The sequence below is a fragment of the Stenotrophomonas mexicanensis genome (assembly GCF_032911605.1).
Classification (GTDB): Bacteria; Pseudomonadota; Gammaproteobacteria; order Xanthomonadales; family Xanthomonadaceae; genus Stenotrophomonas; species Stenotrophomonas maltophilia_A.
Genome location: NZ_JAWJTG010000015.1, coordinates 57,152 through 82,563, shown reverse-complemented (window position 1 = coordinate 82,563; position 25,412 = coordinate 57,152). Strand labels below are relative to the sequence as shown.

The window sequence follows — 25,412 nt, the reverse complement described above, 5'->3', positions numbered from 1 at the left end:
CGCCGTAAACCCGTCCCTGGGGGCTCGATGGCGCCATCCATGGCGCCAACGGTCCCGCGCCCCCACCCCGACCGACCCCTGACAGTTTTCGGGCACGTCCAGCCACGGAAAAGAAAAAAGAAGATCAAAAGCAAAAGCAGCCTGGCTGGCCGCTTTTTGTAGAGCCGAGCCCACGCTCGGCTGATTTCAGGCCCGTCCGCGAAGCCGACCGCAGGCTCGGCTCGCGAGCAAGCGCAGCGCGCGACCCGCTTCTGCTGTTCTTTTTCTTCTCCGTGGGTGGTGCAGACCACCGCCATCTGTCAGAGGACGGTCGGGTTGGGTTCGCGGGGGTGTCCGCGGCACGGATGCCGCGGCCAAGCCCCCATGGACGGGTTCACGGCGTCCCCCGCGAACCCAACCCGACCGTCCAGCGCGACGGTTTTGCATTTGGCGACCAAACATCGCCGGCCACGAGGGGCTGCGCCGTTGGCTGGATACTACGGCCACCAGCCACGCCCGAACCGGGCGAAATGATCGGCCGCGCGTTCGAACGGGTTACGCGCACTCACCCCGCCACACAGCAGGTACACCGGCAGGTACAGCGGCCCCAGCACCATGTACTGGTAGACGTGCGCGCGTTCGTGGTCATCCAGCCGGATCAGCGGCTCCACGCCCCACCCCGCCTGATGCGCATAGGTGCGGCAGGAAATGCCCAGGTCATGGCCGGTATGCAGGATCACGTTGCCCAGGGTGATCGCCCCGCCTGGTCCCCACGGCCAGCGATCGAACACCAACGCGCTGTCACGGCGGCTCCAGCGCAGCGTCGCGCCGCCGAGCATGCCGGCCAGTCCACCGATCAGGCCGAGCAGTGAATTGGGGGACGTCCACACCGCGCCCAGCACCTGCAGCGCGCGCAGCCAGACCGGCCAGGGCGTCACGGGAGTCTTCAATCGGCCTCGTTGGGAATCAGCAGCCACAGGATCAGGTAGACCAGGATGCCAGGAAAGGCCGCCGAGCCGATCGAGACCAGCACGAACACGATCCGCACCAGCGTGGGGTTCCAGCCGAAGCGGTGGGCGATGCCGCCCATCACGCCGGCAATCATGCGGTCGTTCAATGAACGCGACAGCGTGCGCGGCGTGGTGTTCATGGCGGTTCTCCTGGGCTACGGGAAAAGCAGTCGAGCAAGGCTCGACTCTACACCGCCCCCATGTCTACGGCGTGCGGTGGCGCAGGGCCTGCAGGCGTGCGCCGAACCAGGCTGCCGCGGTCTGTTCAGGCTGCCCCGGGCACTGGATGCGATAGGGCTTGCCGCTCATGCTGCTCTGGCTGGCGGCGCGCTCGATGAACTGCTCGGCGCTGTCCACCATGTCCTTCTTCAGCAGGTAGTCGTACTTGCGCTGCAGGTGCGACCGCGCATCGCTGCCGTCGTACCAGCTGCCATTGCGCTGGAACCGGCACTGGGAGCCGTCCAGGCTGGAGATCAGCTGGGCGATCTCCCGGCGTGCATCCGTACTGGGTGCGGCGTGGGCAACAGGTGCTGCCAGCAGCAGCGTGGCAAGCAGCAGCGTGAACCGTTGCAACATCATTATTCTCCAAGGCAGTCGAGCAAGCTCGACTCTACAAAAAGCGAAGCAAGCCTTACACGTCGCGCGCCTTCAACCAGCCATCGATCGTGGCCGGCACTTCGCGCTGCGCGCGACCGGACACGTAGATGCCGATATGGCCGCCGCGGAAACTGGACTCGGTGTAGTCCTCGGTGCCCAGACGCCCGCGCATCGCGCGCGAGGCATCCGGCGGCACCAGATGGTCCTGCTCGGCGTAGATGTTCAGTACCGGCAGGGTCACCTTCGACAGATCCACCGCCTCTTCGCCGATCCGCACCGTGCCGTTCATCAGCCCGTTGCCCTGGTAGAACTGCTTGATGAAGTCGCGGAACGCCTCGCCGGCCAGGTCCGGTGAATCGAAGATCCACTTCTCCATCCGCAGGAAATCCTCCAGCGCAGCCTTGTCATCGAGGATGTCGAGCAGGCCGACGTACTTCTGCACGTTCAGGCGGAACGGCTTGAGCATCAGGTAACTGGCATTCATCAGGTCGGCCGGGATGTTGCCCAGCGTGTCGACCAGCAGGTCCACATCTACCTGCCGCGCCCAGTGCGAGAGCATGTTGTCGGCGGTGTGGAAATCGACCGGGGTGACCATGGTGATCAGCTTGCCCAGCTTCTGCCGGCGCAGCGCGGCGTAGCACAGCGCGAACACGCCGCCCTGGCAGATGCCGAGCAGGTCGACCGGTCCACCACCGCGCGCGCGCAGCGCATCGACCGCGCCATCGATGTAGCGCAGCAGGTAGTCCTCCAGGGTCTGGAAGCGCTCCGAGCGATCCGGGTAGCCCCAGTCCAGCACGTAGACGTCCTGCCCCAGCGCCAGCAGCTTCTGCACCAGCGAACGGTCGGCCTGCAGGTCGACCATGTACGGCCGGTTGACCAGCGCGTAGACGATCAGCAGCGGCGTGCGCCTGGTCGGTGACTGTTCGCCGACGAAGCGGTACAGCACCACCTTGTCGTCGCGCCAGACTTCCTCGCGCGCGGTCACGCCGTAGTCCACGTCTTCCACCTGCGGCAGCAGCTTCAGCCCTTCCATCAGCTTGCGCTGCATGGCCAGGGTTTCCTGCATCAGGTCATCAGCGTTGAAGCCCAGCGGTCCTTTCATCGGTCACGCGTCCGCGTGGAAGTACGGGGCGCTGCCTTTGGTGCAGCCTTCTTCGCAGGCGCCTTTTTCGCAGCCGCCTTCTTTGCCGGCGCGGCCTTCTTCGCGGCCTTGCGCGCGACCGGCTTCACCTTCGCCGGCGCCGGCTGTGCCACCGGATCGACCTCGCCCGTACCGGCCATGGCCGCCACCTGTGCCTGCAGGCGGCGCAGACTGCGCTCCAGCTCGGCGATGCGGCGGTGCGCGGCGTCCATCTCACTGCGGGTCGGCAGGCCGATCCGTTCACTCATCTGTTCCACCTCGCGCTGCAGGCCGGCGCGCAGGCGCATCTGAGCGTTGCCCAGCGCGGCATACACCTGCTGGAACGGTTCGGACATGGCGACCTTGGCGTAGGCCTCCTCGGCCACTTCGATCCACAGGTCGAACATCGCGCGGGCGCTGGTCAGCTGGCTGCCCGGCTGCTCGTGCTCGGCCAGGCGCTGCTCGAACAGCGCGAAGGCCTCATCCAGCGCCTGCTTGATCTGATCGACATAGGCGCGCGAATGCTGCTGGTATTCCTCCTGCGCCCGCAGCAGCGCCTGCCAGCGCGCCTGGTGCTCGCGGCCGGGCCCGAACGCAGGGCTCTGCAGCCACGGACCGGCCTGCAGCTGGAACTGCTGCAGCCAGGCGGCAAACTCCGGTACAGCGGCGCCAGCGTGGGTGCTGCCACGGGCGCCCTGCAGCATCCACTGCAGCATGCCGTCGCCCTGCCCCTGCACCGCCTCGCGCCAGGCTTGGGCCACATCGGCACTGCTGGCGTCGCGGCCGGCGAAACGCGCGGCCACTTCCTGCATGGTGCCGTACCAGCTGCCCGCCTGTTCGCGGAAGCGGCGCACGGCATCTTCCGGCGCGCCCTGCCCCTGCTCGGGCAACAGCTGGCCCCACCAGTCGAACAACCGCTGCCAGCTGCCGGGATCGTCACCGGCCGGCGCGCCGGGCGTGCTCGCATGGCGCAGGGCATCGCCCCAGGCGCCGAAGTACTGCCGGGCCAGGGTTTCGAAATCACTGCTGCCGGCGTCGTGGGCCGAGCTGGTCATCGCAGGCCTCCGCAGGGCTGGCTCATGGCTTGGGGATACGCAGGGTCTTGCTGATCATCAGCGACCCGGACAGGGCGAACAACAGCACCATCGGGTGCAGCTGCCACGGGCCGATCTGCCACTGGCCGAACCAGATGTTCTGGCCGATGGCATCGGTACCGGCGGCGATCGCCAGCACGATCACCAGCACCAGGCTGGTCGGGATCGGGGTGCCCTCGAAATACGCGACCTTGCCCTCGTCGCCGGCCAGCGCCTCGGCGGTGACGTTGTAGCGCGCCAGGCGGCTGACGCCGCAGCAGACGAAATAGCTCAGCACCAGCCAGTCCCAGCCGCCCTGCATGCCGCAGGCGTAGGCCAGCGCCGCCGGGGCCACACCGAAGGAGATCACGTCGGAAAGCGAGTCCAGCTCGCGGCCCAGGGTGGAGCTGGACTTGCGCCAGCGCGCGATGCGCCCGTCGAGGGCGTCGAAAATGAAAGCCAGCGGGATCAACGCCATGCCGAACAGCAGGTAGCCGCGCTCGCCGTCCTGCAGGAAGCGCATTGCGGCAAAGACCGCACCGGTGCCGCAGAAAGCATTGGCCAGGGTGAACCAGTCGGCCAGCTGGAATTCGCGCAGCATCGAGAAGTGACGTTTCATGGGGTCTCACGGAGCATCAAGGCCCACAGGTTACCGCGAGCGCCGCCACTGGCGACAGCGCTGGCAGGCCCCAGCCTTCACCGCTCCCTCACCCGTCCTCACCGGCGGTGAATTTTTCGCCACCCATCTTGACAGCCTAGGGGGGTGGCGCCTGTCGCGGCTTATCCACAAAGTTGCCCACGCGTAATCCACACCCCCTGTGGACAACCAGATCTCACCGACTGCGACGCTGGACATTTCCTCATCACCCCGAAGCGGGGTTTCCCTACTTCCCAAGCCACAAGGTCGGCGCTATGGTCACCGGCGGACCCGCCGCCGCCACGTCCGAAACTCTGCAACGGACGATGATGATGCTGGATGCTCCCACTCTGGCCGCACAGCTGCGGCAGCCCCATGGCGAGGCCGCGCTGGCGGTGGCTGACTCGATGAACCGCAGCAACGGCGCACTCAACCTGGCCGCGATCGGGCTGCTGGCCGTCGGTACTGGCGAACGGGTCCTGGAGATCGGCCCCGGCAATGCGGCCTTCGCGCCGCTGATGCTGCGGGCCGCCGACAGCCACTATCTGGGTATTGAGCTGTCCACCGCCATGGTCGAGGCCGGCAACCAGCGCCTGGCCAGCGCCGGGTTGGCCGAGCGTGCCGCGATGCGACACGGCGACGCTCATGCGCTGCCGGTCGCCGATGCCGCGATGGATGCCGCGCTGGCGGTCAACACCCTGTACTTCTGGCCGAACCTGGCGCCGGTGCTGGACGAGATGGCGCGGGTGCTGCGCCGGGGCGGCCGCCTGTGCCTGGCCTTTGGCGACGCCAGCTTCATGCGAAACCTGCCATTTGCTGCCGACTTCCAACTGCATGAGCTGGACGCGGTGGAGCTGGCGCTGCGTGTGTCGGGCTTCCGTGTCTCGGCCTGGCGCAGCCACCGGGAATCCGCAGCCGGAAATGACAGCCAGATCCGCGAAAAGCACTTCCATCTGCTGCTGGCACAGCGGCGCTGAAGTGGTAGAGCCGGCCGCTGGCCGGCTGCCCCGGCATTCCGGATTGCCGGCCAGCGGCCGGCACTACCCAGCCTGCACCCGCCGCCGCCAATGCGCGAAGCAGAACACCTGCATCACCAGCATCGCCAGCAGCCCCAGTGGCCACGCCCACCACAGCCCGGCCAGACCATGCCGCGCCTGCAACCACATCGCCAACGGCAGCTCCAGCAGCAGTACCGCTGCCATGCCCAGCAACGCTGGCAGCAAAACCGTGCCGCTGCCGCGCATTACCCCGACCAGCACCGCGCTGCCTCCCATCGCCAGCACGCCCCATACCACCGTGCGCAGCTGCGATGCGGCCAATTCGCGCACCTCTGCGGCCGCCAGAATCAGCCCGGTCAGCCAGGGCGCCAGCGCCATCACCAGCAGCACCACCACGCTCAGCATCGCCAGCCCAAGCAGCACACCGGTGCGAGCGATGGCGGGCAGCCGTGCCGTACGCCCCGCGCCCATCGCATGCGCCGCGAGGATGGTGGCGGTGATCCCCAGCGACATCGCAGGCAGTTGCACCCAGCTCATCAACTGGTTGACCGCACCGTAGGCGGCCGTGGCCGTGTAGCCGTCGCGGTTGATCCAGCCCAGCAACACGATTTCGGCAATGGCCAGGCTGAGCATCTGCAGCGATGACGGTACGCCGATGCGCAGCATCGCGCGGATGAGCACGCCATCGAAACGGATGGCACGCAGCAGCTCACGTCCCGGCGCCAACGGGTGCCCCATCCTCTGCCACCGCCACATAAGCCAGGCCAGGGCCAGCAGCGAGGCAAATGCCGCCGAGACTGCCGCACTGGCCGAACCCAGCTGCGGCGGGCCGACCCAGCCGAGGATCAGCAGCGGCGTGCACAGCAGGCCGACCACCGTGGCCAGCAGCAGCGCATGCAGCGGTGTCTTCGCATCGCCCACCGCGCGGCTCAGCGCAGTGGCCAGCCACAGCAGGAAGAACACCGGTGCCGTCAGCAGCAGCACGCGTGCGTAGACAATGGACTCACTGAGGACCGCTGCCGGCGTGCCCAACGCCGCCAGCAGTTGTGGCGCGAAACCGCCGCCCAGGGCCATCACCAGCACCGACAACAGCAGGATCAGCGCCACCGCGCTGCCAGCCACGGCGCGTGCCTGCTGGGGGCGGCCCGCGCCCCAGGCCTGGCCGATCAGCACCATCGCACCGGTCGCCAGGCCCATTACCAAGGCCAACAGCAGGAAGAAGACCGGGAAGAACGCAGCCGCTGCAGCCACTGCCTGTGTGCCGAGCAGATGGCCGAGGTAAATGTTGTCCAGCGTGCCTGCGGCCAGCTGCAGCGCATTGGTCAGCAGCATCGGCAGCAGCAGGGTCAGATAGGTGCGCCACAGCGGGGGTGCTGCCGGAGGTATCGGATGTACAGGGGGGCTCATGGGGTTCTCTGGGCAAGGCGCCGCCCTGCCCGGCGTTTCCGCCAGCAAAGCACGCACAGGGGAAGCGGCCCTGGACCCGCGGTCAGGTGGGGCCGTCGCTCAGCAACGGCGCGATGGCTCAGCCGTCGGCGTGGTCCGCAGGATCGTCGAAGGCCAGGCGCAGAGCGTGGGCGCACACATCCGCGGGCCAACTCCGCAACGCCGCTTCCAGGCCCGCGCGGTCATGCGCGAACAGGACACGGATCGCCTCCTCGAAACCCGGCAGGTCACCGGCGATGGTCTGCAGGAAGTGATAGGCACGCTCGCTGTCACGACGCTGGCGGTCCTTGTCAGCACCGGCACGGCTGGCCGCCTCCACCAGCTTGCGCAGCACCACCGAGGCACCGCCAGGCTGCTCGGCCAGCCACGCCCAATGGCGCGGCAGCAAGGTCACTTCTCGGGCGACCACACCCAGCTTGGGGCGGCCACGGCCACGTGGGGTTGCGGGCGCCTCTTCGGCAGTGACGTCGGCATCCGTCCCCACGGCGGCGGGAAACGCTTCGTTTACCCGCGCCAGGAGTTCTGCGTCGCTGCCACGCGTATCGAAATCACGGGTGCGGCCGGTGGCGTTGTCGAACACCAGCAGCGGACCGGCAGCGTTGTCGGCACGCAGTTGCTTCAGCGCCAGCGCGGCCACTTCCGGCGTACCGGAAGCGACCAGGCGATGGCCGTCGAAACAACTGAAGGGAGGAAGTCGGGACGCAGGCATGGCAACGGCATCAGAGGCGATGCGCGAATATTGCCCGGGTAATTCTCTCTCGTCAATATTGCCCGGGTATTAATTAACCAGAAGAGCGTGCCGACCAAAGGTTGGCAGCTACCCGATTTCCCGCTTCACAGGCGGCTGAAGGACCAGCTCACCATGCGCCCGTCCTTGTACGGCATCACGCCGTGGAACGGGCGCGGGTCGGCGTCGAACACCAACGGCAGGAAGTTGCGGTCGCCCTCCCACATCGGCAGGGTGTCCAGCTTGTCCAGATCCACCCACTCCAGCGTGCCCTCGTGGTTGCCGCCGTGCGGGGTGCCCTCGAATCCATCGATGACGAACACGAAACCCAGCCAATCCTCGCCGTGCTTGCCGAAGCCTGGCCAGCTGATGGTGCCGCGCAGGCGCATGCCGGTGCAGTCGATCCCGGCTTCCTCGGCGATCTCGCGGCGCATGCCAGCCGCCACATCTTCGGTGGGTTCGATCTTGCCGCCCAGGCCGTTGTACTTGCCCAGGTGATGGTCACCGGGACGGGTGTTGCGGTGGATCATCAGCACCTGGCGACGATCGGGCGACAGCACATAGCCCAGGGTGGCGACGATCGGGGTGTACGGCATGGGGCAGCATCCAGCGGCAGGTCAGCCGTGGATTATGGCCGATCAGCGCACCAGCGACAGGCGACGCTCGGCAGGCGCACTGGCGCCGTCGGGATCGCGGCGCAGGGTGGCGACACCGTGGCCACGCTCGGCCAGGTATTCCAGCCACTTGCCGAGGAAGGTGTTCATCCGCATGCGGTGGCTGATCAGCTCCGCCGGCGGCGGGTACAGGCCCATGGTGTCCTGCCAGCGACGGCCGACGTAGCAGTGGGTGGTCTCGGCCTGGCGCGCGTCACGGTACAGACGCACATAGGCCGACGGATCCGGCTCACCGGTGACCGGGTCGGCCAGGTCGTAGGTCAGGCGCAGTTCCACCGTGTAGCGGTGGCACTCGATCACGTCCAGGCGGACATCCAGGCCGTCGCCGATCGAGGAAATGTAGCTGCCCGCCACCAGTCCGGCCGGTTCGAACAGACGCACCAGATGGCGGTAGTTTTCCGCGTACAGGCCCATGAGCCAGCTCAGCCGGCTCAGGCGGGGAATGCGTTCGGTGCGGGGCAAGGCTCGGGCCATGGGTCGATCCTACACGTTGGTGCTTCAACGTGGGGGCGCGCACGTGCAAGCCAACCCCTGGGTAGTGCCGGCCGCTGGCCGGCAGCCCCGCATCACGGCCGAGGGTGCATCGACCAGCCGGCCAGCGGCCGGCTCTACCAGACGAGGATCAATACAGCTCGCGCTGCAGCCCCAGCGTAGCCAGCACCTTGCTGGAAATCTCCTCGATCGAGGTATGGGTGGTGCTCAGGGTCGGGATCCGCTCCATCTGGAACATCACCTCGGCCGCAGCCACCTCGCGCTTGCAGGTGTCCAGGTTTGCGTAGCGCGAGTTCGGGCGGCGCTCCTGGCGGATCTGCTGCAGCCGGTCCGGGTCGATGGTCAGGCCGAACAGCTTGCGCCGGTAGTTGCGCAGGCGTGGCGGCAGGCGGTCGCTTTCCAGGTCTTCGTCGGTCAGCGGGTAATTGGCCGCGCGCACCCCGTAATGCAGGGCCAGGTAGATGCAGGTGGGCGTCTTGCCGGCGCGTGACACCGCCACCAGGATCACATCGGCATCGTCGTAGTTCACCGCGATGCCATCGTCATGGGTCAGGGCGAAGTTCATCGCGTTGATGCGGCGGTGGTAGGTGTCGAAATCGACCATGCCGTGGGCCTGGCCGACCCGGGCCAGGCGCGGACTGGCCAGTTCACGCTCCAGCGGCTCGATGAACGGCGCAAACACATCCAGCATCAGCGCGCCGCTGTCGGCCAGGATCAGGCTCAGGCTCTGGTCCACGCAGGAGTTCACCACGATCGGCCGGACCTGGTACCGCTCCCCTGCCGCCTGGATCCGGGCGCAGGCTTCACGCGCTTTTTCGGGGTCGTCGACAAACGACATGCGATCGGTAATGAAGCTGAACCCGGAGAACTGGGTGAGCAGGCTATGCCCAATGGTTTCAGCGGTGATACCGGTTCCATCGGAAACGTAGAACACCGGACGGATGGTCGACATGCGCGCTTTTACCCCCTACGAAGCCTAAAAAGGCCGCCAGCACAAGCTTGTGCCGACGGTACTCTGCCCGGCATCATATCGGCTTCTTCCTACGGACGCGGCCATTCCAGCCCGCCTCGGGCGATGGCCAAACGGAGCATCGCGCTTGAACGAGAACATCCTGTGGTTGCACGAACTGCGTCTGGCCGATTTGGCCCGCGTAGGCGGCAAGAATTCGTCGCTGGGCGAGATGATCGGCAACCTGGCCGGTCTGGGCGTTTCGGTGCCGGGCGGTTATGCCACCACCGCTGAAGCCTTCAAGGACTTCATCGCGCACAACGATCTGTCCAAGCGCATCTTCGACAAGCTGGCCACGCTGGACGTCGAGGACGTCAACGCGCTGACCGCAGCGGGCAAGGAAATCCGCACCTGGGTGATCGATGCCCCGCTGCAGCCGCAGCTGGACCAGGACATCCGCACTGCCTACGCCCAGCTGAGCGCCGACAACGGCGGCGGCGACGTGGCCGTGGCCGTGCGTTCGTCGGCCACCGCCGAGGATCTGCCGGATGCCTCCTTCGCCGGCCAGCAGGAAACCTTCCTCAACGTCACCGGTGCCGACGACGTCGTGCACAAGGTCAAGGAAGTGTTCGCCTCGCTGTACAACGATCGTGCCATCGCCTACCGCGTGCACCACGGCTTCAAGCATGAAGACGTGTTCCTGTCCGCCGGCGTGCAGCTGATGGTGCGTTCGGGCGTCGGTTCGTCCGGCGTGCTGTTCACCCTGGACACCGAGTCCGGCTTCCGCGATGTGGTGTTCGTCACCTCGTCCTTCGGCCTGGGCGAAATGGTCGTGCAGGGCGCGGTCAACCCGGACGAGTACTACGTCTACAAGCCCACCCTGCAGGCCGGCAAGCCGGCGATCCTGCGCCGCTCGCTCGGCAGCAAGGCGATCCGCATGGTGTATTCGGATGTTCCGGGTGAGCGCGTCCGGATCGAGGACACCCCGGTCGAACTGCGCAACACCTTCTCGATCAGCGACGAGGACGTGCAGGAACTGTCCAAGCAGGCGCTGGTCATCGAAAAGCACTACGGCCGCCCGATGGACATCGAGTGGGCCAAGGACGGTGTCAGCGGCAAGCTGTTCATCGTGCAGGCGCGCCCGGAAACGGTGAAGTCGCGCAGCCATGCCACCCAGATCGAGCGCTTCGCGCTGACCGAAAAGGGCGGCAACGTGCTGGCCGAAGGCCGTGCCGTCGGTGCCAAGATCGGCTCGGGCGTGGCCCGCGTGGTCAAGACGCTGGACGACATGAACCGCGTGCAGCCGGGCGACGTGCTGATTGCCGACATGACCGATCCCGATTGGGAACCGGTGATGAAGCGCGCTTCGGCCATCGTCACCAATCGCGGTGGCCGTACCTGCCATGCCGCGATCATCGCGCGCGAGCTGGGCGTGCCGGCCGTGGTCGGTTCGGGCAACGCCACCAAGGTCATCGAAGATGGCCAGCTGGTCACCGTCAGCTGCGCTGAAGGCGATACCGGCTTCATCTACGAAGGCAAGCTGGGCTTCGAGCGCACCACCACCGATCTGGGCAACATGCCGCCGGCACCGCTGAAGATCATGATGAACGTGGCCAACCCGGAACGTGCCTTCGACTTCGGCCAGCTGCCGAACGCCGGCATCGGCCTGGCCCGTCTGGAAATGATCATCGCCAGCCACATCGGCATCCACCCGAACGCGCTGCTGGAATACGACCGCCAGGATGCGGCAACCAAGAAGAAGATCGACGAGAAGATCGCCGGTTACGGTGATCCGGTCAGCTTCTACGTGGATCGCCTGGCCGAAGGCATCGCCACCCTCACCGCCTCGGTCGCACCGAACGCCGTGATCGTGCGCCTGTCGGACTTCAAGTCCAACGAGTACGCCAACCTGATCGGCGGCAGCAACTACGAGCCGCACGAAGAGAACCCGATGATCGGCTTCCGCGGCGCCAGCCGTTACGTCGACCCGAGCTTCTCGGCCGCCTTCGCGCTGGAGTGCAAGGCCGTGCTGCGCGTGCGCAACGAAATGGGCCTGGACAACCTGTGGGTCATGATTCCGTTCGTGCGCACCCTGGAAGAAGGCCGCAAGGTCATCGAGGTGCTGGAACAGAACGGCCTGAAGCAGGGCGAGAACGGCCTGAAGATCATCATGATGTGCGAAGTGCCGTCCAACGCACTGCTCGCCGATGAGTTCCTGGAGATCTTCGACGGCTTCTCGATCGGCTCCAACGACCTGACCCAGCTCAGCCTGGGCCTGGACCGCGATTCGTCGATCGTCGCGCACCTGTTCGACGAACGTAACCCGGCAGTGAAGAAGCTGCTGTCGATGGCGATCAAGTCGGCACGTGCCAAGGGCAAGTACGTCGGCATCTGCGGCCAGGGCCCGTCCGATCACCCGGATCTGGCCGAATGGCTGATGCAGGAAGGCATCGAGTCGGTGTCGCTGAACCCGGACACCGTGGTCGATACCTGGCTGCGCCTGGCCAAGCTGAAGGCGAACGGCTGAGACCGTGATTGCTGAGGGCTGACGTCGCTTTCATCGGCGCCGGCCCATACTTCAGCTGCATGCAAGCCCCGCCTCTGCGGGGCTTGTTGTTTCTGGCGTCTGCGCGCGCCACCTCCCCCGCTGCAAAGGAGCCCGCATGCTCGCCACTGCCCCACCCGCCCCCGCCGCAACACCCTGGTTCCACTCGCTCGATTGGGAACGCCTGCTGGAGACCTACGGCGTGCCATTGCTGGCCGCGATCGTGGTGCTGCTGGTCGGCATGTGGGTGGCACGACGCCTGTCCAATGCGATGCCACGCGCCACCGCGCGCATGGGCGTGGACCCGATGCTGGGCAACTTCCTGCGCAACGTGGTGTACGCCGCGTCGCTGGTGATCGTGGTGGTGCTGGCAATCGGCACGCTGGGCGTGCAGATCACCCCGCTGCTGGCCGTGCTTGGCACCGCCGGCCTGGCGGTAGGCCTGGCGCTGAAGGATTCGCTGTCCAACATCGCCTCGGGCGTGATGCTGGTGACGCTGCGCCCGTTCCGCGTCGGTGATGTGGTGACGGTGGCCGGGCAGACCGGCACGGTGCGCGAGGTACGCATCTTCCAGACCGTCATCACCGGTGCCGACAACCAGCACACCACCATTCCAAACACGCTGATCACCGCTGCGCCGATCATCAACCTGACCGCCGAGCCGACCCGCCGCGTCGAACTGGTGGTGGGCATCGGCTATGAAGACAACATCCAGCTGGCGCGCGACACCGCGCTGGCGCTGATGAAGGCCGACCCGCGCGTGTTGCAGACGCCGGCACCGGACGTAGTGGTGTACGAACTGGGCGCGCACGCGATCAATCTTGGCATCCGCTGCTACGTGAAGTCGGCCGACTGGTTCGGTACCAAGGTCACGCTGCTGGAACAGCTCAAGCTGGGCTTCGACAAGGCCGGCATCAACATCCCGTATCCGCAGCAGGACATGCACCTGTACCTGCACGGCAAGGATGGCGGCGTGGTCGAGGCCGACGCGCTGGTGCGCGACAAGCCCTGATCCCAAACAGAAATGCCGGCCAGCGGCCGGCACTACCCTGCCCCGCGCACCCTGGTAGTGGCGGCCGCTGGCCGGCAACCTCCAGGATCAGGCGGCGACGCTTTCTTCCAGCGTCGCGTAATCGGTGAACCCGACCGCACCACCGCCGAAGAACGTCGCCCGATCAGGCGGGTTCAATTCCGCCCCCAGACGCAGGCGCTCGGGCAGGTCCGGGTTGGCGATGAACGGGCGACCGAAGCCGATCAGGTCGGCCCAACCTTCAGCCAGTGCGTGCTCGGCGCGCTCGGCGGTGTACTTGCCGGCGTAGATCAGGGTGCCCGGGTAGACCATGCGCAGCGCCTGCTTGAACGCCACTGGCATCAGCGGTGCGTCATCCCAGTCGGCCTCGGCGATGTGCAGGTAGCCCACGCCCAGCTCGCCCAGCAGGTGTGCCGCCGCCAGGTAGGTGGCCTGCGGCGTATCGTCCACCGCGCCCTGCAACGTCGTCAGCGGCGCCAGGCGCACGCCAACGCGCTCACCACCGGCTTCTGCAGTCACCGCCTGCACGACCTCGCGCAGGAAACGCAGCCGGTTCTGCAGCGAGCCGCCATAGCCGTCGCTGCGCTGGTTGGCCTGCGAGTCGATGAACTGGTTGATCAGATAACCATTTGCACCGTGAAGCTCGACACCATCGAAGCCGGCGGCCAGCGCATTACGGGTGGCCTGCGCGTAGTCGGCGATGATGCCTGGAATCTCGGCCTCGGCCAGCGCGCGCGGCATCGAGTGCTGGATCATCTCGCCCACGCCCGCTTCCGGGCCGGCGCCGGTGGGGTCGACAAACACCTTCACGCCCTCGGCCAGCAGCGCCGACGACGACACTGGCGCGGCACCACCGGGCTGCAGGGCCACGTGCGAGACCCGACCCACGTGCCACAGCTGGGCGTAGATGCGGCCACCAGCGGCGTGCACGGCGTCGGTCACCTGACGCCAGCCCTGCACCTGCTCGCCACTGTGAATGCCCGGGGTCCAGGCATAGCCCTGGCCCTGCGGGCTGATCTGGGTACCTTCGCTGACGATCAGGCCCGCGCTGGCCCGCTGCGCGTAGTAGGCGGCCATTTCCGCGGTGGCAACGTTGCCGTCGGCAGCGCGCGAGCGGGTCATCGGCGGCATGACGATTCGGTTGGGCAGGGTCAAGGCGCCCAGGCGGTGGGAGGTGAACAACATGGCGGACATCTCTTGCGGGGGGAGTGCCAGCAAGAATGGGGACCGCCTGCGAAAGGCAACAGGCGTGTTGTGGCAAAACAGTTGTGCCCGGCAGGCAAGGATGGCCTGGCATGAAGGCTCATCAATGCATGGCGTGGATCTACTCCAGGCGGGGTTCCATCCTGATCGTGCCATGCGCTACGCGGTCATAGCAGGTGCGCACCACGTCTTCGCCGTACTTGAGCTCCAGCCGGCGCACGATGAAGTGGCCGCGCGCCATGTCCTGGTAGTAATCGGTGAACATCGTATTGAGCGTCGCACCGGCAGCGGCACCCACGATCGGCACCGCCTGTGCGGCGAATTTCTCGGTAACCACCACGCCGAAGCGCGCCGCTACCTTCTCCACCATCTTCGCCAGCAGCTTGCCAGCCTCCTTCGGCGCTACGCCCAGGGTGAGATCGCGGCCGGTCACCACGCGCCCGGCCAGCTCGGCCGACAGATGGCGCATCACATCGGTGGTGAAGCCGCGGGCCAGGTAATAGCCCGTCTCGCTGGCGTCATCGCGCGGCGAGTTGCCGCCCAGCGCGAACACCTCCAGGCAGGCCTGGCGGGTACTGAACTCGGACAGGTCGAAGCCTTCGCTGCGAGCCACGTCGGCCACGGCGCGCATCATGATGGTGGTCGACACCGGCAGTTCGATGAACAGCGCGGCAAAGCCAAAGGCGCCGCCCACCGCACCGGAGGTCGCTGCGGCCAACTTGTGCCAGCGGGTGGACGCCCCCTTGCCGGGGGTGTTGTCCATGCTCCAAAGCGCCGCCTGCGCCGACTTGGTCAGCGCCGCCTGCACGGCGCCATGGATGCGGTTGGAGACCGAGTTGGGCAGCGCCTTCACCGCGAACTCCAGCGGCGTGCCGACCAGATTGGCCATGCGCGCGGTCAGGGTCGGCGCTTCCAGCAGGGTCACCGCCTGCTGCAGGTCAGACCAGTCGCGGGCGTCATGGGCAATGTCGCGGGGAAGCAGGATGGGCTCGTTCATGGCGCTGATCTTAGCGCCAGGGAGTTGAACGGAGGGTAGTGCCGGCCGCTGGCCGGCAACCTGATACACGTCACGAAGGCCGCTGAATTGCCGGCCAGCGGCCGGCACTACCAGTTCGCGAGTCATCCGGTAGCGCCGGGCCATGCCCGGCGTCGCTGTTCAGACCGTGGGCAACCCCGACAGCGCGCCCATGAACTGGCGATAGTGACGCAGCTCGGCAATCGAATCGTGCACATCGCTCAGCGCGGTGTGGTTGCTGTTCTTGCCGACGCCGGCGGCCACGGTCGGCGCCCAGCGCTTGGCCAGTTCCTTCACCGTGGACACGTCCAGGTTGCGGTAGTGGAAGTACTTCTCCAGGCGCGGCATCTGGCGGTGCAGGAAGCGGCGGTCCTGGCAGATGGAGTTGCCGCACATCGGCGACAGGCCGGCCGGGATCCACTGCGCCAGGAAATTCACCGTCTGCGCCTCAGCCTGGGCAAGGGTCACCGTGCTGTCCACCACACGCTGCCACAGGCCCGAGCGGCGGTGCTGGTTGCGGTTCCACTCGTCCATCGCTTCCAGCGTTTCCAGCGGATGGTGGATGGCGAATTCTGGACCTTCAGCCAGCACGTTGAGCTGGGCGTCGGTGACCACGGTGGCGATCTCGATGATCGAATCGTTGTCGGTATCCAACCCGGTCATTTCCAGGTCGATCCAGATCAGTCGTTCGTTGGCCGCGCCGTTGTCCGCCATGTGTCGCCTCGTTGCTGGGCAGGCGCGCGGCCTACCGGTGATGGAAAGAGGCGCCCATCATACCCTTTAGCCCCTCAGCCCTCGCCGGCGTGGTCTTCCAGCAGCAGCGGAGGCTTGCCGCGCTTGGCGCGGAAATAGTTGGTCAGGCGCATGCTGGCTTCCTTGGCCAGTACCCCACCGTGGATCTCCACCCGGTGGTTGTGGCGGGTATCGCCAATGAGGTCGAACACGCTGCCGCAGGCACCGGTCTTGGGGTCGCTGGCACCGTAGACCAACCGTGCAACGCGCGCGTGCACGATCGCCATTGCGCACATCGCACACGGCTCCAGGGTCACATACAGCGTGCTGCCAAGCAGGCGATGGTTCGCCAGCAGTTTTCCGCCCGCCCGCATGGCCACGATCTCGGCGTGTGCGCTGGGGTCATGCGAGGCGATGTTGAGGTTCCAGCCCTCGCCCAGCAGTTGGCCGTCGGCACCGACCAGCACTGCACCCACCGGGATCTCGTCGAACTCGCGTTGTGCGCGCTCAGCCAGCGCCAGCGCGTGGCGCATCCAGTGTTCGTCGGTGTCGTGCACCGGCACACCCAGGGCGTCGGTCATGGCGGTTCTCGCGTGTCTGCAGGGCCAGGATGGCCGCCGGGGCCGCATTGTACGCCCGCAGCCGTGCAGGCGCCGCTAGCGCGCGTCGAAGCGCTCGCGGGCAGCGTCCAGGGCCGGGAAATTGTGCTCGGCCCAACGGTCCAACGCGGTCAGGGTGTCTACCAGACTGCGCGCAACCTCGGTCAACCGGTACTCCACGTGCAGTGGCTTGCCGCCCAGATCGCAGCGCTCGATCAGGCCGTTGCGCTCCAGCTGTCGCAGGGTCTGGGTCAGCACCTTCTGCGAGATGCCTTCGATCTTCCGCAGCAGCGCACCATTGCGTTGCGGGCCCTCGGCCAATGCCGGCAGCAGCAGCATCACCCACTTGCCGGAGATCAGTGCCAGCGCATCGCGCGCCGAGCAGTCGGCGGCATAGACATCTCCAGGAAAGGCCATGGTTACCTCAAGGTGCGTAATTGCCGGGGCATACCGGCACCGCGAGCATGGTCGCACACTCCACGAACACCTCGCCCCATGCGCGCCCTCATCCTGCTTGCCCACCCCGAACCCCGCTCCTTCAACGCCCACCTGGCCGTGCAGGCGGCTGAGCAGCTGCGGCACGACCACCTGCAGGTGGAGGTGGTCGACCTGTATGCAGAAGGCTTCGATCCGCTGGAAGCGGCCTGGCACCATCCACGGCGCCTGCAGCCCGAGCGCTTCGATGCCCAGCGCGAACAACGCTACAGCGCCGAACACGACCAGTTGCCCGCCGATGTGCGGCATCACCTGCAGCTGCTGCAGGCCGCGGACCTGGTGATCCTGCAGTTCCCACTGTGGTGGTTCGCGGCGCCGGCCATCCTCAAGGGCTGGCTGGACCGCGTGCTGGTCTACGGGCCGATGTACAACAGCCGGCAACGCCACGAGCGCGGCGTGATGCAGGGCAAGCGTGCGTTGCTGAGCGTCACCACCGGCTCTTCGGCGCGGGCATGCGCGGTTGACGGCCGCGAAGGCGATACCCGGCTGTTGCTGTGGCCGTTGATGTACAGCCTGCGCTACGTCGGCTTCGAGGTGATGGAGCCGCATATGGTGCACGGCGTGCGCTCAGGGCTTGCAGCGGAACGCGTGCAGGCCCACGACGAAGCATTGGTTGCAGCCACCCTTTCCTACCGCGAGCGACTGTCGCGATGGCGGCAGTGGCCGACCGTGCCCTTCAACAACAGTGAGGACTTCGAGGATGGTGTGGCGCTGCGCGCGGAAGCGACTGCCTACAGTCCCTTCATCCGCCATCGCAACGCCGGATGAACCCGCACCTGCAGGCACGGCCGGAAAGCTTCACAATGCGTATTCCTGTCAAGCACCTTGGTGAACACATGACCACCCTCCGTCCCTCTCGCGCCGACGACGGCGCCGCCCTTGTCGATCTCTGGCGCCGCGCCGTCGACGCCACCCACGACTTCCTCAGTACCGAAGACCGCCAGGCCATCGATGCCGAAGTGGCCGCTTTCCTGCCGCAGGCGCCGATGACCGTCGCCGTCGATGCACAGGACCAGCCGCAGGGATTCATGCTGATCGATGGCACCCACATGGAAGCGCTGTTCATCGATCCGGACGTGCGCGGGACCGGTATCGGCCGTCAACTGCTGCAGCACGCACTGGCCCTGCACCCGCAGCTGAGCACCGACGTCAACGCACAGAACGCGCAGGCCGTGGGCTTCTACCTGCGCATGGGCTTTGTCGAAACCGGTCGTTCGCCGCTGGATTCGCAGGGCCGCCCGTATCCGCTGATCCATCTTCGGCACAAGGCCTGACATCCGTCGGCAGCAGCTGCGTGCTAGCGTGGCTGCTTTCGATCAAGGAATGCCGTGCATGGATGGTGCAAAAGCCCTGCTGACCCTGTTTGCACTGGGCATCAGTCTGGTCTGGATCCTGGTGCCATTCGCCATCTTCGCCGTGCGCAACCTGTTGCGTGAGGTACTGGTCGAGCAGCGCCGTACCAATGAACTTCTCGAGCATATCGGCGGCTACCGCATTCCGAAGCCGCAACCCGAACCGACCGTCTGGCGCGCGCCTTGAGCAGGAACGCGCCAAACCTGGATCAACCCGTCGCCTCGAAGGCCGATGAGTACTGCACCTCGCCCTGTGCCAGCGGAGGCTGCAGGCAAAGCACCTGGAAGTACTCCGCCGGCACGCCCGGCAGCGCCAGGCCCGGCTCGGCACGGAAGCCGAAGCGCCCGTAATAGGCCGGCTCGCCCAGCAATACACAGCCATGTGCACCCTGCTGACGCAGTGCTTCAAGTGCGGCGCGCATCAGGGCCGCACCGATGCCCTGCCCCTGCCACGCGGGCACTACCGAGATCGGGCCCAGACCAAACCAGCCCGTGCTGCCATCGCTGACCGTCACCGGCGACAGGGCAATGTGGCCGACCACCTGGCCCTGAGTTTCGGCGACCAGCGAAATGCTCAACTCCCCGCGGGCGCGCAGGGCGTCGACGATGAACTGCTCGGTGTGGCTGCTGTGCGGGGCTTCGCGGAAGGCGGCCGAGGTGAGTGCATGGATGGCGGCGTGGTCGGCCGTGGTTTCGGTGCGGATCATGCAGTTCAAGAGAACGCCTTTGATAATGTGATGAATGCGTGAATTATTGATTTACGTCGCAGATTCAACCGCGAGCAGCCCCTGCCAGCAAGGCCAACGCGACGCCCGAATCCCCTGTGCTGCAATCGATTCGCCGGAATACACCGCATCGGGCGCGTCAATAAGCCGTCGCGGCGGTGGCGCAGCGTTCCTGACACGCTCCATAATCGAGAAACCTGTCACCCAGGAAGGATATATGGACATGGACGCACGATGCAGGATCAGGCCATGGGAGTAGCGCTCCCTGAAAGGAAAAGGCAGCCGCTGCTGGCGTTGCTCGCCCTTATCCCACTGGCCGCATGCTCGCCCTATGCTGATGCCGAGCGCGACGTCGCCGCTGGTGGGCGCGGCCTGGCCAAACTCAACCCTGCACCAAAGCAGGGCTACGAGCTGGTACTGACACTTAAGGATGCCCCTGGTCCATTCACGGTGGTCGAGGGCGTTGCCCAGTACGACGTCAGCAACCACAAGGACTGCGGCCGGGTCCTGAGGGCGACCGGTACCGCCAGCCGTATTACCAGCCAGGAGCTCGTCACGCTGCGCAAGGTCGGTGAGAACGAGTACCGCGGTACGTTCTACCTCGACCGCATGCAGGACCAAGACTATTACGATCGCGGCGTCTGTCATTGGACACTGACCGGAGTCGGTGCGATGTTGCGCGCCACGACCGACGAAGCGGACACTCGATTCCTGACGTTCGTCGACAAGGAACGCATGGACGCGAGGAGCCCATTGACTCTCTATTATCCGAGGGTTGCCTATCCTCGCGCCGAGCTTGCTGCCAACTATCCTGCCAGCGGCAAAGAGAATCCTTCGGAGTACAAGGGAGAGCTGCGCGACGCGCTGTTCTCGACCACCACCACTGTGCAGAAACTCGCGCCATGAGCTGCCAGTTCAACCATTCCTACCCCCAAGGAGGCCGACATTGCGCCACAAGATGATCCCGTGCCTTGCTCTGCTTCTATTGACCGCCTGCAATCCGGAGACCGCCATGAACCAGGAACGTGCCGCTGCTGAAGCCGATGTCGCCCAGGGTGGGCGTGGCCTCGCCAAGCTCAACCCCAGCCCGCGCAAGGCCTATGAACTGGTGCTGCGCCTGAAGGATGCCCCCGGTGATTTCGCGGTGGTTGAAGGTGTCGCGCAGTATGACGTGACCAACGAAGACCAGTGTGGGCACATCGAACCTGCCACCGGTACCGCCGCACGTATCACCAGCCAGGAACCGGTGGAGCTGCGCAAGGTCGCCGACGGCGAATACCGCGGCACGTTGTATGTGGACCGCATGCTGGATGAGGACTACTACGGCCGCGGCGTGTGCAAGTGGGAGTTCAGCGGCGCAGGAGCGATGCTAAAGGCCACGGGTGCCGAAGAGGAGACCCGCTTCCTGACCTTCGCTGACGCGGAACCGCTGACCGAAGGGAAAACGCACACACTCTTCTATCCTGATCTCGTTTATCCGCGGGCAGACCGAGTTCCCAATTTCCCGGCAAGTGGCGAGGCTGACCGCAGCGGCTATGCCGCCGATCTGCAGGACAAGTTGTTCACGATCAGTCTTTCCGCAAGTGAGGTGGCCCCGTGACCATCACCTCTCAAGACTACGCTGCGTTATCAGATGACGCATACAAGGACCGCGCCGTCGGTCGACGCGCCCCTGGCCAAGAAGAAAAGGTCGTACTGAACGGCCATGAGTACAAGATCCTTGAGCATGTCGACAATCGGCTCAATGGCTATCAAGGCACCGTCTATCAACGCGTAGATAGTAAAGAGATCGTCATTGCCCATCGTGGTACCGAGCAGATCGCCCGCGACGCGATTCTGACCGATGGTGGAATGGTGGTTGCACGAACAAATGTGCAGGCACCTGACGCGATTGCATTGACGCAGAGAACACTTGAATCCGCCGCACTGCAGTCCCGCTTGAACGGCGGACATACTCCTCAGGTCACCGTCACAGGCCATTCCCTCGGCGGCGCCCTGGCCCAGATCACCTCGCACCACTTCAACGTCAAGGGCGAGACCTTCAATGCCTACGGCGCGGTCAGCCTCAGCTACCGCATTCCGGAAGGCGGCAGCACCATGATCAACCACGTCATGGCTTCCGATCCGGTCAGCGCCGCCTCGCCGCACTTCGGCCAGGTCCGCATCTACGCCAAGCCCGATGAGATCAAGACGCTCGCGGCAAATGGCTTCAGCAATCATGCCCTGCGTGATCTGATTCCGGACCGCCCGATCATCGCGGCAACCAGCTCGTTCGGCGCACACAAGCTGGGCAACTTTCTCGACGAAGGGTCGGTGCTGAAGCACCCGGAAACGCAGAAGCTGGCGAAAGACAACGCCAAGATGATCGAGGAGTACCGCGACGACGTCGAATCACTGCGCCGCGGTGTTACCCGTGCAGCGCGTGGCATCCCGGGCGGTGCCGTCGATCTGTACGACCACATCCGTGGCCCGCTGCAGCCAGGTGAGCCGGCACGCCGCGAGGCGGAGAAGAACGGCCATCACACCAGCATGCTGCGCATGGACGACGCCAACCATCTGGGCAACCCGCTGTTCAACGACGCGATCCGCGGCGTGCACGCACAGGACGTGCGGGTCGGTCGCGTGCCGGACGTGATGAGCACGCAGCTGGCAGGAAGCCTGGCCGCCGAAATGCACGCAGCAGGTGGCAAGCGCATCGACGAGGTGGTCATGAATGCCGATGCCTCGCGCAGCTTCGCTGTGCAGGGCCAGGGTGGCGACCCCGCCCACCTTCGCGTGTCGGTGGATACGGCAGTGGCGATGAACACCCCACTGGAACAGAGCAGCCAGCGCATCGACCAGCAGGCCGCAGGCCAGCGGCTTGCACTGGAGCGCGACCAACAGCTGGAACAGCAACAGAATCAGACCCGCAGCATGCAGGCCTGATGACGGTGCGGGAGCCGGTCACCCCGGCTCCCGATTTACCTCGACACTCCAGCTCAGGGGCTGGAGGCTGCCATCGGCACGGATGTTCCGGCCGTCACGAACAGATCCGGCCCGGAATCCGGGAAGCCGCCACAAGCGCGATCCCCCGGCGCCACCGGGTCGCAGGGCCACTGGCTGCGCGATATCTTTTCGCGCAGCTCGAAGCGATCCCCGGTCCACACCACGAAGGCCAGGTGCTCGCGGCTCCAATCACTGAACGCGCGTGGACCGCCCTTCTGGGCTGTCTCCGGATATTGCACGAACCAGCGCATGGCCGGGCCGAACTGCAGCTTGCTGTGATCCAGCGTGATCCTGCCTTCGCGAGCCAGCTGGCGCACACGATCGGCGTCCGTCAACGGTGGCATGGCCGGCATGACCTCGGCCGTTACATCCCTCGGCGCGGCATCGCCGCGCACCTGGTATACGCGCTGAGCGATGTAAGCTTCGCGGCACTCACCGGCCGGCAGGCGCACCGGCTCCTGCACCTGCACTGTGGTCCCGGCCGCCGGATTGCTGCAGAGGAAAGGCGCCGAGACCAGATAGAACGTGCTTTCGGCGTCACGGCCCTCCAGCGAACGCACCCAGATATCCCCCATCCGCGCAATGAAGTCCGGACGCTGGCCAAAGCCCGGCACCGCCTTGAACCACACCTTCTGGCGCACCTCACGCTCGCGCCAGCTGCGCGGCAGGTGAATGTCCTGCTCGGGAAGTGCCACCAGCACGGCCGCCAGGTGCGCCGGCATCTGCCCCTCGCAGGCACCGATCAGCAGGTCGCCCTGGGCCGCCAGGCGACCGGCCAGATCCACCGGGCAGCGGGCGCCGAGCGCGCGCTCGGTGGCCTGTTCCGGCGGCAACGGCACGATGGCGAGTGCGGGAGGCGTCGGCGGATTGGGGGCGCCCACCACGGCGGGTGATTCGGGCGCCGCAGACGGCGCGGACGTGGGCGCTGCCGCTTGGGTCTGGGTTGGCTCGGATGCAGGGGCCGGTTCCTGCGCCGCAGCGGGTGCAGGAGAGCGCATCGCCGACTCCTGAGCCACCGGAGCCGGTGCATCCGGCACTCCGGCGGCATCAACCACCGTCGGTGCGGCCAACGCAGGCGCTGCTGCCAGCTCGGTCAACGGCGGAGCCTGCGGCAGCGGTGGTGGCGCGTCCTGGGCCTGCGCCAATGAAGCCACCAGACTCAATGACAGGAGCCAGACTGGCGACGGGCTCGGCCGGACAGACGCGAAGCTGGCAACGGCGTGCTGGAACACTGGAAGTACGGTTCGCATGTGGTGTCCTTACGTTGGGTTTCCCTATCGGCGCCGATAAGCGCCACGCGTCGTGCGTCCAGCGCCTGCGGGCCTCCACCCCGCAAGCGCCCCCTTGAATCATATTGAGCGCGAGCGCTGCTCCTGCTCACGGGCAACCGAAGCTGCCTGATCCTGTTGCGAAACACTGGCCGCCACCTGCTGGCTGCTTTGCGCCAACGGCTGCTGGGCGGCCTGTTCCCTGTCTATGGACGCGCGCAGCATCGCCGGATCACCCAACGTGCCCTGCACTGCAAACAACGTGCGTCCGTCGTTGCCCGCCAGCAGATGGTCAATGCGCGACATCCCCGCCTTCTGTGCACTCAGCGCCAGTGCGCCGGCCGCATTGTCCAGTTCCTGCGCACTGCGCAGCCCGCTCTGCGGCCCCATCTGCTGCAGGTGTTGGCGTGCGTCTTGGAACAGGACGTGTCCCGGCTCGCCCGGCTGCGACATGTCCCGTGCACCGGCCTGCTGCGCCGGCGCCCCGACTTCGCCCCTATCCAGCCGCGCCATCACGTCCGGCGTCAGCTTCTGCTGCCAGACCTCGAAGCGCTGCTGGCGGGCCTCGATGCCATTGAGTGCGCCATTGATCGCACGCGTGGCCTCGCGCACATCCTCGCGTGCCGCCTCCGGCACGCGTGTCTGCCATTGCCAGACCGCGATGCGGCCGGCGTGCTCGGGCTGCGCAGCCAGTTCCGGATGGTTCACAAGGTCCAGGTCCAGCGCCTTGCCGGCACGCTCGTAGTTCTCCTTGCCGACCAGCGGCAGATAGCCGCGGCCGTGATACTTCAGCGCGTCGCCCGGTGCGTCATTGCCCATCCGCCCGCCGTACATCAGCTCGGCCAGGTTCTCCGGGCGACCGCGCAACGCCTCTTGGCGGGCACTCTCCAGCGCACCATTGCCATTACGCCACGCGGCCTCGACCGGGATCTGCGAGATGCCCCGGGTGAAGTTGAAGCTTTCATTGAGCCGGCTCAGGCCACGCGACTCGTGCCCGGCCTGCGCCATGAAGTTGGCCAGTTCCCGGGACGAGGTGATGCCGGCCTCCGTGGCCTGTCGCAACAATTGCGACTCTCTATCCTGCGACACGGTCAAACTCCTGCTCGATCATCGTGGGGTCCTCCTGCCTCCTCACAGGCGCGGCACTCAAGGCAAGCTCACGTCGGCAACCACGGACGGGTCAAAGTCCTCAAACCGTACCCTGCCCAGCTCGGCCGCCGAGAAGTCACGGGTGTGGGTTGCCTCGGTCTCGGTGTCGACCACCCTGCGCTGCACGCCATGGACCCAACAGACCTGCTCGGACGGCGCGTAGCGGAACGTGTAGGTGCTGCTCCAGCGCTCGCGGCTGCCGCCGTTGGTGATCACGCTGAACGCGCCATCCTCGATCGTCACGTAGGCGAAGGGATCACCGGCAATGCCGCCGCGGGTAGAGCATGGCACCAGCTTGTCGTTGCGCGCCGCCAGCTGCCATCGGCCGGCAGCATCGCCCAGCAGCAACAACAGCACCCGGTTGGGACCGTGCTCGCCCGGCACCAGGCCATCGGGGGCGGGCTGATCGATCACCAGCAACTGGTCGTCGATGCCATTGCCGGTCAGATCACCGCGCACGGCTTCCAGCAGGTTCGCGCCGGACGGCACGAACGCCAACGCATTGTCCATGTTCGTGCCGCTCCCCTTCTGCATCCCCTGCCACTCCTTCGATCCCGTCTTGCCAGTACCCGTGCGCCGGCCGGGACACCGCGCAGTGCGCCGCAGGCCCCG

The 25,412-nt window shown here is 66.3% G+C and carries 29 protein-coding genes; 9 read left to right on the top strand and 20 right to left on the bottom strand.

Going from position 1 to position 25,412, the window contains the following annotated elements; genetic code table 11:
• Window positions 1-476 precede the first annotated feature (476 nt).
• The 6 genes from R1L06_RS08875 to R1L06_RS08850 form a co-directional block, all read right to left on the bottom strand.
• Window positions 477-929 carry a hypothetical protein gene (locus R1L06_RS08875; protein ID WP_317217484.1) on the bottom strand — a complete coding sequence of 151 codons (453 nt, stop codon included), beginning with the start codon at window positions 927-929 and terminating at the stop codon, window positions 477-479.
• The gene (locus R1L06_RS08870) at window positions 926-1,129 is read right to left on the bottom strand and encodes a PspC domain-containing protein (protein ID WP_006374017.1); all 204 of its coding nucleotides are present in this window, start codon (window positions 1,127-1,129) and stop codon (window positions 926-928) included. Before R1L06_RS08870 ends, R1L06_RS08875 begins: the two co-directional genes overlap by 4 nt.
• 64 nt (window positions 1,130-1,193) lie before the next feature.
• Entirely contained in the window at window positions 1,194-1,565 is a 372-nt protein-coding gene (locus tag R1L06_RS08865; protein WP_107432472.1) for a YfeK family protein, read from the bottom strand.
• 55 nt (window positions 1,566-1,620) lie between these two features.
• Entirely contained in the window at window positions 1,621-2,688 is a 1,068-nt protein-coding gene (phaC, locus tag R1L06_RS08860) for a class III poly(R)-hydroxyalkanoic acid synthase subunit PhaC (protein WP_049398209.1), read from the bottom strand.
• Entirely contained in the window at window positions 2,685-3,761 is a 1,077-nt protein-coding gene (gene phaE / locus R1L06_RS08855) for a class III poly(R)-hydroxyalkanoic acid synthase subunit PhaE (RefSeq protein ID WP_032130351.1), read from the bottom strand. Before phaE ends, phaC begins: the two co-directional genes overlap by 4 nt.
• A gap of 22 nt (window positions 3,762-3,783) precedes the next feature.
• Complete coding sequence (locus R1L06_RS08850; protein WP_032130352.1) at window positions 3,784-4,398, bottom strand: CDP-alcohol phosphatidyltransferase family protein; 615 nt, start codon at window positions 4,396-4,398, stop codon at window positions 3,784-3,786.
• A 344-nt stretch (window positions 4,399-4,742) separates the two neighbouring features.
• Here R1L06_RS08850 and R1L06_RS08845 point away from each other — a divergent pair, with 344 nt between their 5' ends.
• The gene (locus R1L06_RS08845; protein WP_317217483.1) at window positions 4,743-5,393 is read left to right on the top strand and encodes a class I SAM-dependent methyltransferase; all 651 of its coding nucleotides are present in this window, start codon (window positions 4,743-4,745) and stop codon (window positions 5,391-5,393) included.
• A gap of 63 nt (window positions 5,394-5,456) precedes the next feature.
• Here R1L06_RS08845 and R1L06_RS08840 read toward each other — a convergent pair whose 3' ends face one another.
• The 5 genes from R1L06_RS08840 to ppsR form a co-directional block, all read right to left on the bottom strand.
• Window positions 5,457-6,821, bottom strand: coding sequence for an MATE family efflux transporter (locus R1L06_RS08840; protein WP_317217482.1), 1,365 nt, complete (start codon window positions 6,819-6,821; stop codon window positions 5,457-5,459).
• 118 nt (window positions 6,822-6,939) lie between these two features.
• Window positions 6,940-7,569 carry a DUF2239 family protein gene (locus R1L06_RS08835; protein WP_317217481.1) on the bottom strand — a complete coding sequence of 210 codons (630 nt, stop codon included), beginning with the start codon at window positions 7,567-7,569 and terminating at the stop codon, window positions 6,940-6,942.
• 125 nt (window positions 7,570-7,694) lie between these two features.
• Window positions 7,695-8,183: an NUDIX hydrolase gene (locus tag R1L06_RS08830; RefSeq protein WP_317217480.1), complete on the bottom strand. Its 489-nt coding sequence runs from the start codon at window positions 8,181-8,183 to the stop codon at window positions 7,695-7,697.
• A 42-nt stretch (window positions 8,184-8,225) separates the two neighbouring features.
• Entirely contained in the window at window positions 8,226-8,735 is a 510-nt protein-coding gene (locus R1L06_RS08825; protein WP_032130357.1) for a DUF1249 domain-containing protein, read from the bottom strand.
• Window positions 8,736-8,883: 148 nt separating this feature from the next.
• Window positions 8,884-9,705: a posphoenolpyruvate synthetase regulatory kinase/phosphorylase PpsR gene (ppsR, locus tag R1L06_RS08820; protein WP_006452040.1), complete on the bottom strand. Its 822-nt coding sequence runs from the start codon at window positions 9,703-9,705 to the stop codon at window positions 8,884-8,886.
• 145 nt (window positions 9,706-9,850) lie between these two features.
• Between ppsR and ppsA the strand changes: the two genes are divergently transcribed.
• Both ppsA and R1L06_RS08810 read left to right on the top strand, forming a co-directional pair.
• Window positions 9,851-12,229 carry a phosphoenolpyruvate synthase gene (ppsA, locus tag R1L06_RS08815; RefSeq protein ID WP_014037623.1) on the top strand — a complete coding sequence of 793 codons (2,379 nt, stop codon included), beginning with the start codon at window positions 9,851-9,853 and terminating at the stop codon, window positions 12,227-12,229.
• A 136-nt stretch (window positions 12,230-12,365) separates the two neighbouring features.
• Complete coding sequence (locus R1L06_RS08810) at window positions 12,366-13,259, top strand: mechanosensitive ion channel family protein (protein WP_050509854.1); 894 nt, start codon at window positions 12,366-12,368, stop codon at window positions 13,257-13,259.
• Between the two features lie 87 nt (window positions 13,260-13,346).
• On the opposite strand, the gene R1L06_RS08805 is transcribed toward R1L06_RS08810, so the two are convergent.
• From R1L06_RS08805 to R1L06_RS08785, 5 genes are all read right to left on the bottom strand, one after another.
• Window positions 13,347-14,462: an alkene reductase gene (locus R1L06_RS08805; protein WP_317217479.1), complete on the bottom strand. Its 1,116-nt coding sequence runs from the start codon at window positions 14,460-14,462 to the stop codon at window positions 13,347-13,349.
• A 139-nt stretch (window positions 14,463-14,601) separates the two neighbouring features.
• Window positions 14,602-15,477, bottom strand: coding sequence for an EcsC family protein (locus tag R1L06_RS08800; protein WP_317217478.1), 876 nt, complete (start codon window positions 15,475-15,477; stop codon window positions 14,602-14,604).
• A gap of 159 nt (window positions 15,478-15,636) precedes the next feature.
• On the bottom strand, window positions 15,637-16,209 hold the full coding sequence (gene orn, locus R1L06_RS08795) for an oligoribonuclease (RefSeq protein ID WP_317217477.1): 573 nt from the start codon (window positions 16,207-16,209) through the stop codon (window positions 15,637-15,639).
• A 74-nt stretch (window positions 16,210-16,283) separates the two neighbouring features.
• On the bottom strand, window positions 16,284-16,808 hold the full coding sequence (gene tadA, locus R1L06_RS08790) for a tRNA adenosine(34) deaminase TadA (RefSeq protein WP_049398218.1): 525 nt from the start codon (window positions 16,806-16,808) through the stop codon (window positions 16,284-16,286).
• A 75-nt stretch (window positions 16,809-16,883) separates the two neighbouring features.
• Complete coding sequence (locus tag R1L06_RS08785; RefSeq protein WP_032129513.1) at window positions 16,884-17,243, bottom strand: winged helix-turn-helix transcriptional regulator; 360 nt, start codon at window positions 17,241-17,243, stop codon at window positions 16,884-16,886.
• Between the two features lie 78 nt (window positions 17,244-17,321).
• Between R1L06_RS08785 and R1L06_RS08780 the strand changes: the two genes are divergently transcribed.
• The 3 genes from R1L06_RS08780 (at window position 17,322) to R1L06_RS08770 (ending at window position 18,860) form a co-directional block, all read left to right on the top strand.
• Window positions 17,322-18,089: an NAD(P)H-dependent oxidoreductase gene (locus tag R1L06_RS08780; protein WP_317217476.1), complete on the top strand. Its 768-nt coding sequence runs from the start codon at window positions 17,322-17,324 to the stop codon at window positions 18,087-18,089.
• A gap of 68 nt (window positions 18,090-18,157) precedes the next feature.
• Complete coding sequence (locus R1L06_RS08775) at window positions 18,158-18,595, top strand: acetyltransferase (RefSeq protein WP_317217475.1); 438 nt, start codon at window positions 18,158-18,160, stop codon at window positions 18,593-18,595.
• 58 nt (window positions 18,596-18,653) lie between these two features.
• Window positions 18,654-18,860 carry a hypothetical protein gene (locus tag R1L06_RS08770; RefSeq protein WP_005410107.1) on the top strand — a complete coding sequence of 69 codons (207 nt, stop codon included), beginning with the start codon at window positions 18,654-18,656 and terminating at the stop codon, window positions 18,858-18,860.
• Between the two features lie 22 nt (window positions 18,861-18,882).
• Here R1L06_RS08770 and R1L06_RS08765 read toward each other — a convergent pair whose 3' ends face one another.
• Window positions 18,883-19,389 carry a GNAT family N-acetyltransferase gene (locus R1L06_RS08765; RefSeq protein WP_373695418.1) on the bottom strand — a complete coding sequence of 169 codons (507 nt, stop codon included), beginning with the start codon at window positions 19,387-19,389 and terminating at the stop codon, window positions 18,883-18,885.
• A gap of 243 nt (window positions 19,390-19,632) precedes the next feature.
• Here R1L06_RS08765 and R1L06_RS08760 point away from each other — a divergent pair, with 243 nt between their 5' ends.
• Genes R1L06_RS08760 through R1L06_RS08750 form a run of 3 tightly spaced genes read left to right on the top strand, consistent with a single transcriptional unit; the run spans window position 19,633 to window position 22,323 of the window.
• A complete protein-coding gene (locus tag R1L06_RS08760; RefSeq protein WP_317217473.1) occupies window positions 19,633-20,304 on the top strand; it encodes a hypothetical protein in 672 nt (223 codons plus the stop codon).
• 40 nt (window positions 20,305-20,344) lie between these two features.
• Window positions 20,345-20,998 (top strand): hypothetical protein, encoded by a 654-nt coding sequence (locus R1L06_RS08755; protein ID WP_317217472.1) that lies wholly within the window; start codon window positions 20,345-20,347, stop codon window positions 20,996-20,998.
• On the top strand, window positions 20,995-22,323 hold the full coding sequence (locus R1L06_RS08750; RefSeq protein WP_317217471.1) for an XVIPCD domain-containing protein: 1,329 nt from the start codon (window positions 20,995-20,997) through the stop codon (window positions 22,321-22,323). Before R1L06_RS08755 ends, R1L06_RS08750 begins: the two co-directional genes overlap by 4 nt.
• Window positions 22,324-22,376: 53 nt before the next feature.
• On the opposite strand, the gene R1L06_RS08745 is transcribed toward R1L06_RS08750, so the two are convergent.
• From R1L06_RS08745 to R1L06_RS08735, 3 genes are all read right to left on the bottom strand, one after another.
• Complete coding sequence (locus R1L06_RS08745; RefSeq protein ID WP_317217470.1) at window positions 22,377-23,633, bottom strand: hypothetical protein; 1,257 nt, start codon at window positions 23,631-23,633, stop codon at window positions 22,377-22,379.
• Window positions 23,634-23,732: 99 nt separating this feature from the next.
• Window positions 23,733-24,740: an XVIPCD domain-containing protein gene (locus tag R1L06_RS08740; RefSeq protein ID WP_154349303.1), complete on the bottom strand. Its 1,008-nt coding sequence runs from the start codon at window positions 24,738-24,740 to the stop codon at window positions 23,733-23,735.
• Window positions 24,741-24,797: 57 nt separating this feature from the next.
• The gene (locus tag R1L06_RS08735; protein WP_049455020.1) at window positions 24,798-25,334 is read right to left on the bottom strand and encodes a hypothetical protein; all 537 of its coding nucleotides are present in this window, start codon (window positions 25,332-25,334) and stop codon (window positions 24,798-24,800) included.
• Window positions 25,335-25,412 lie beyond the last annotated feature (78 nt).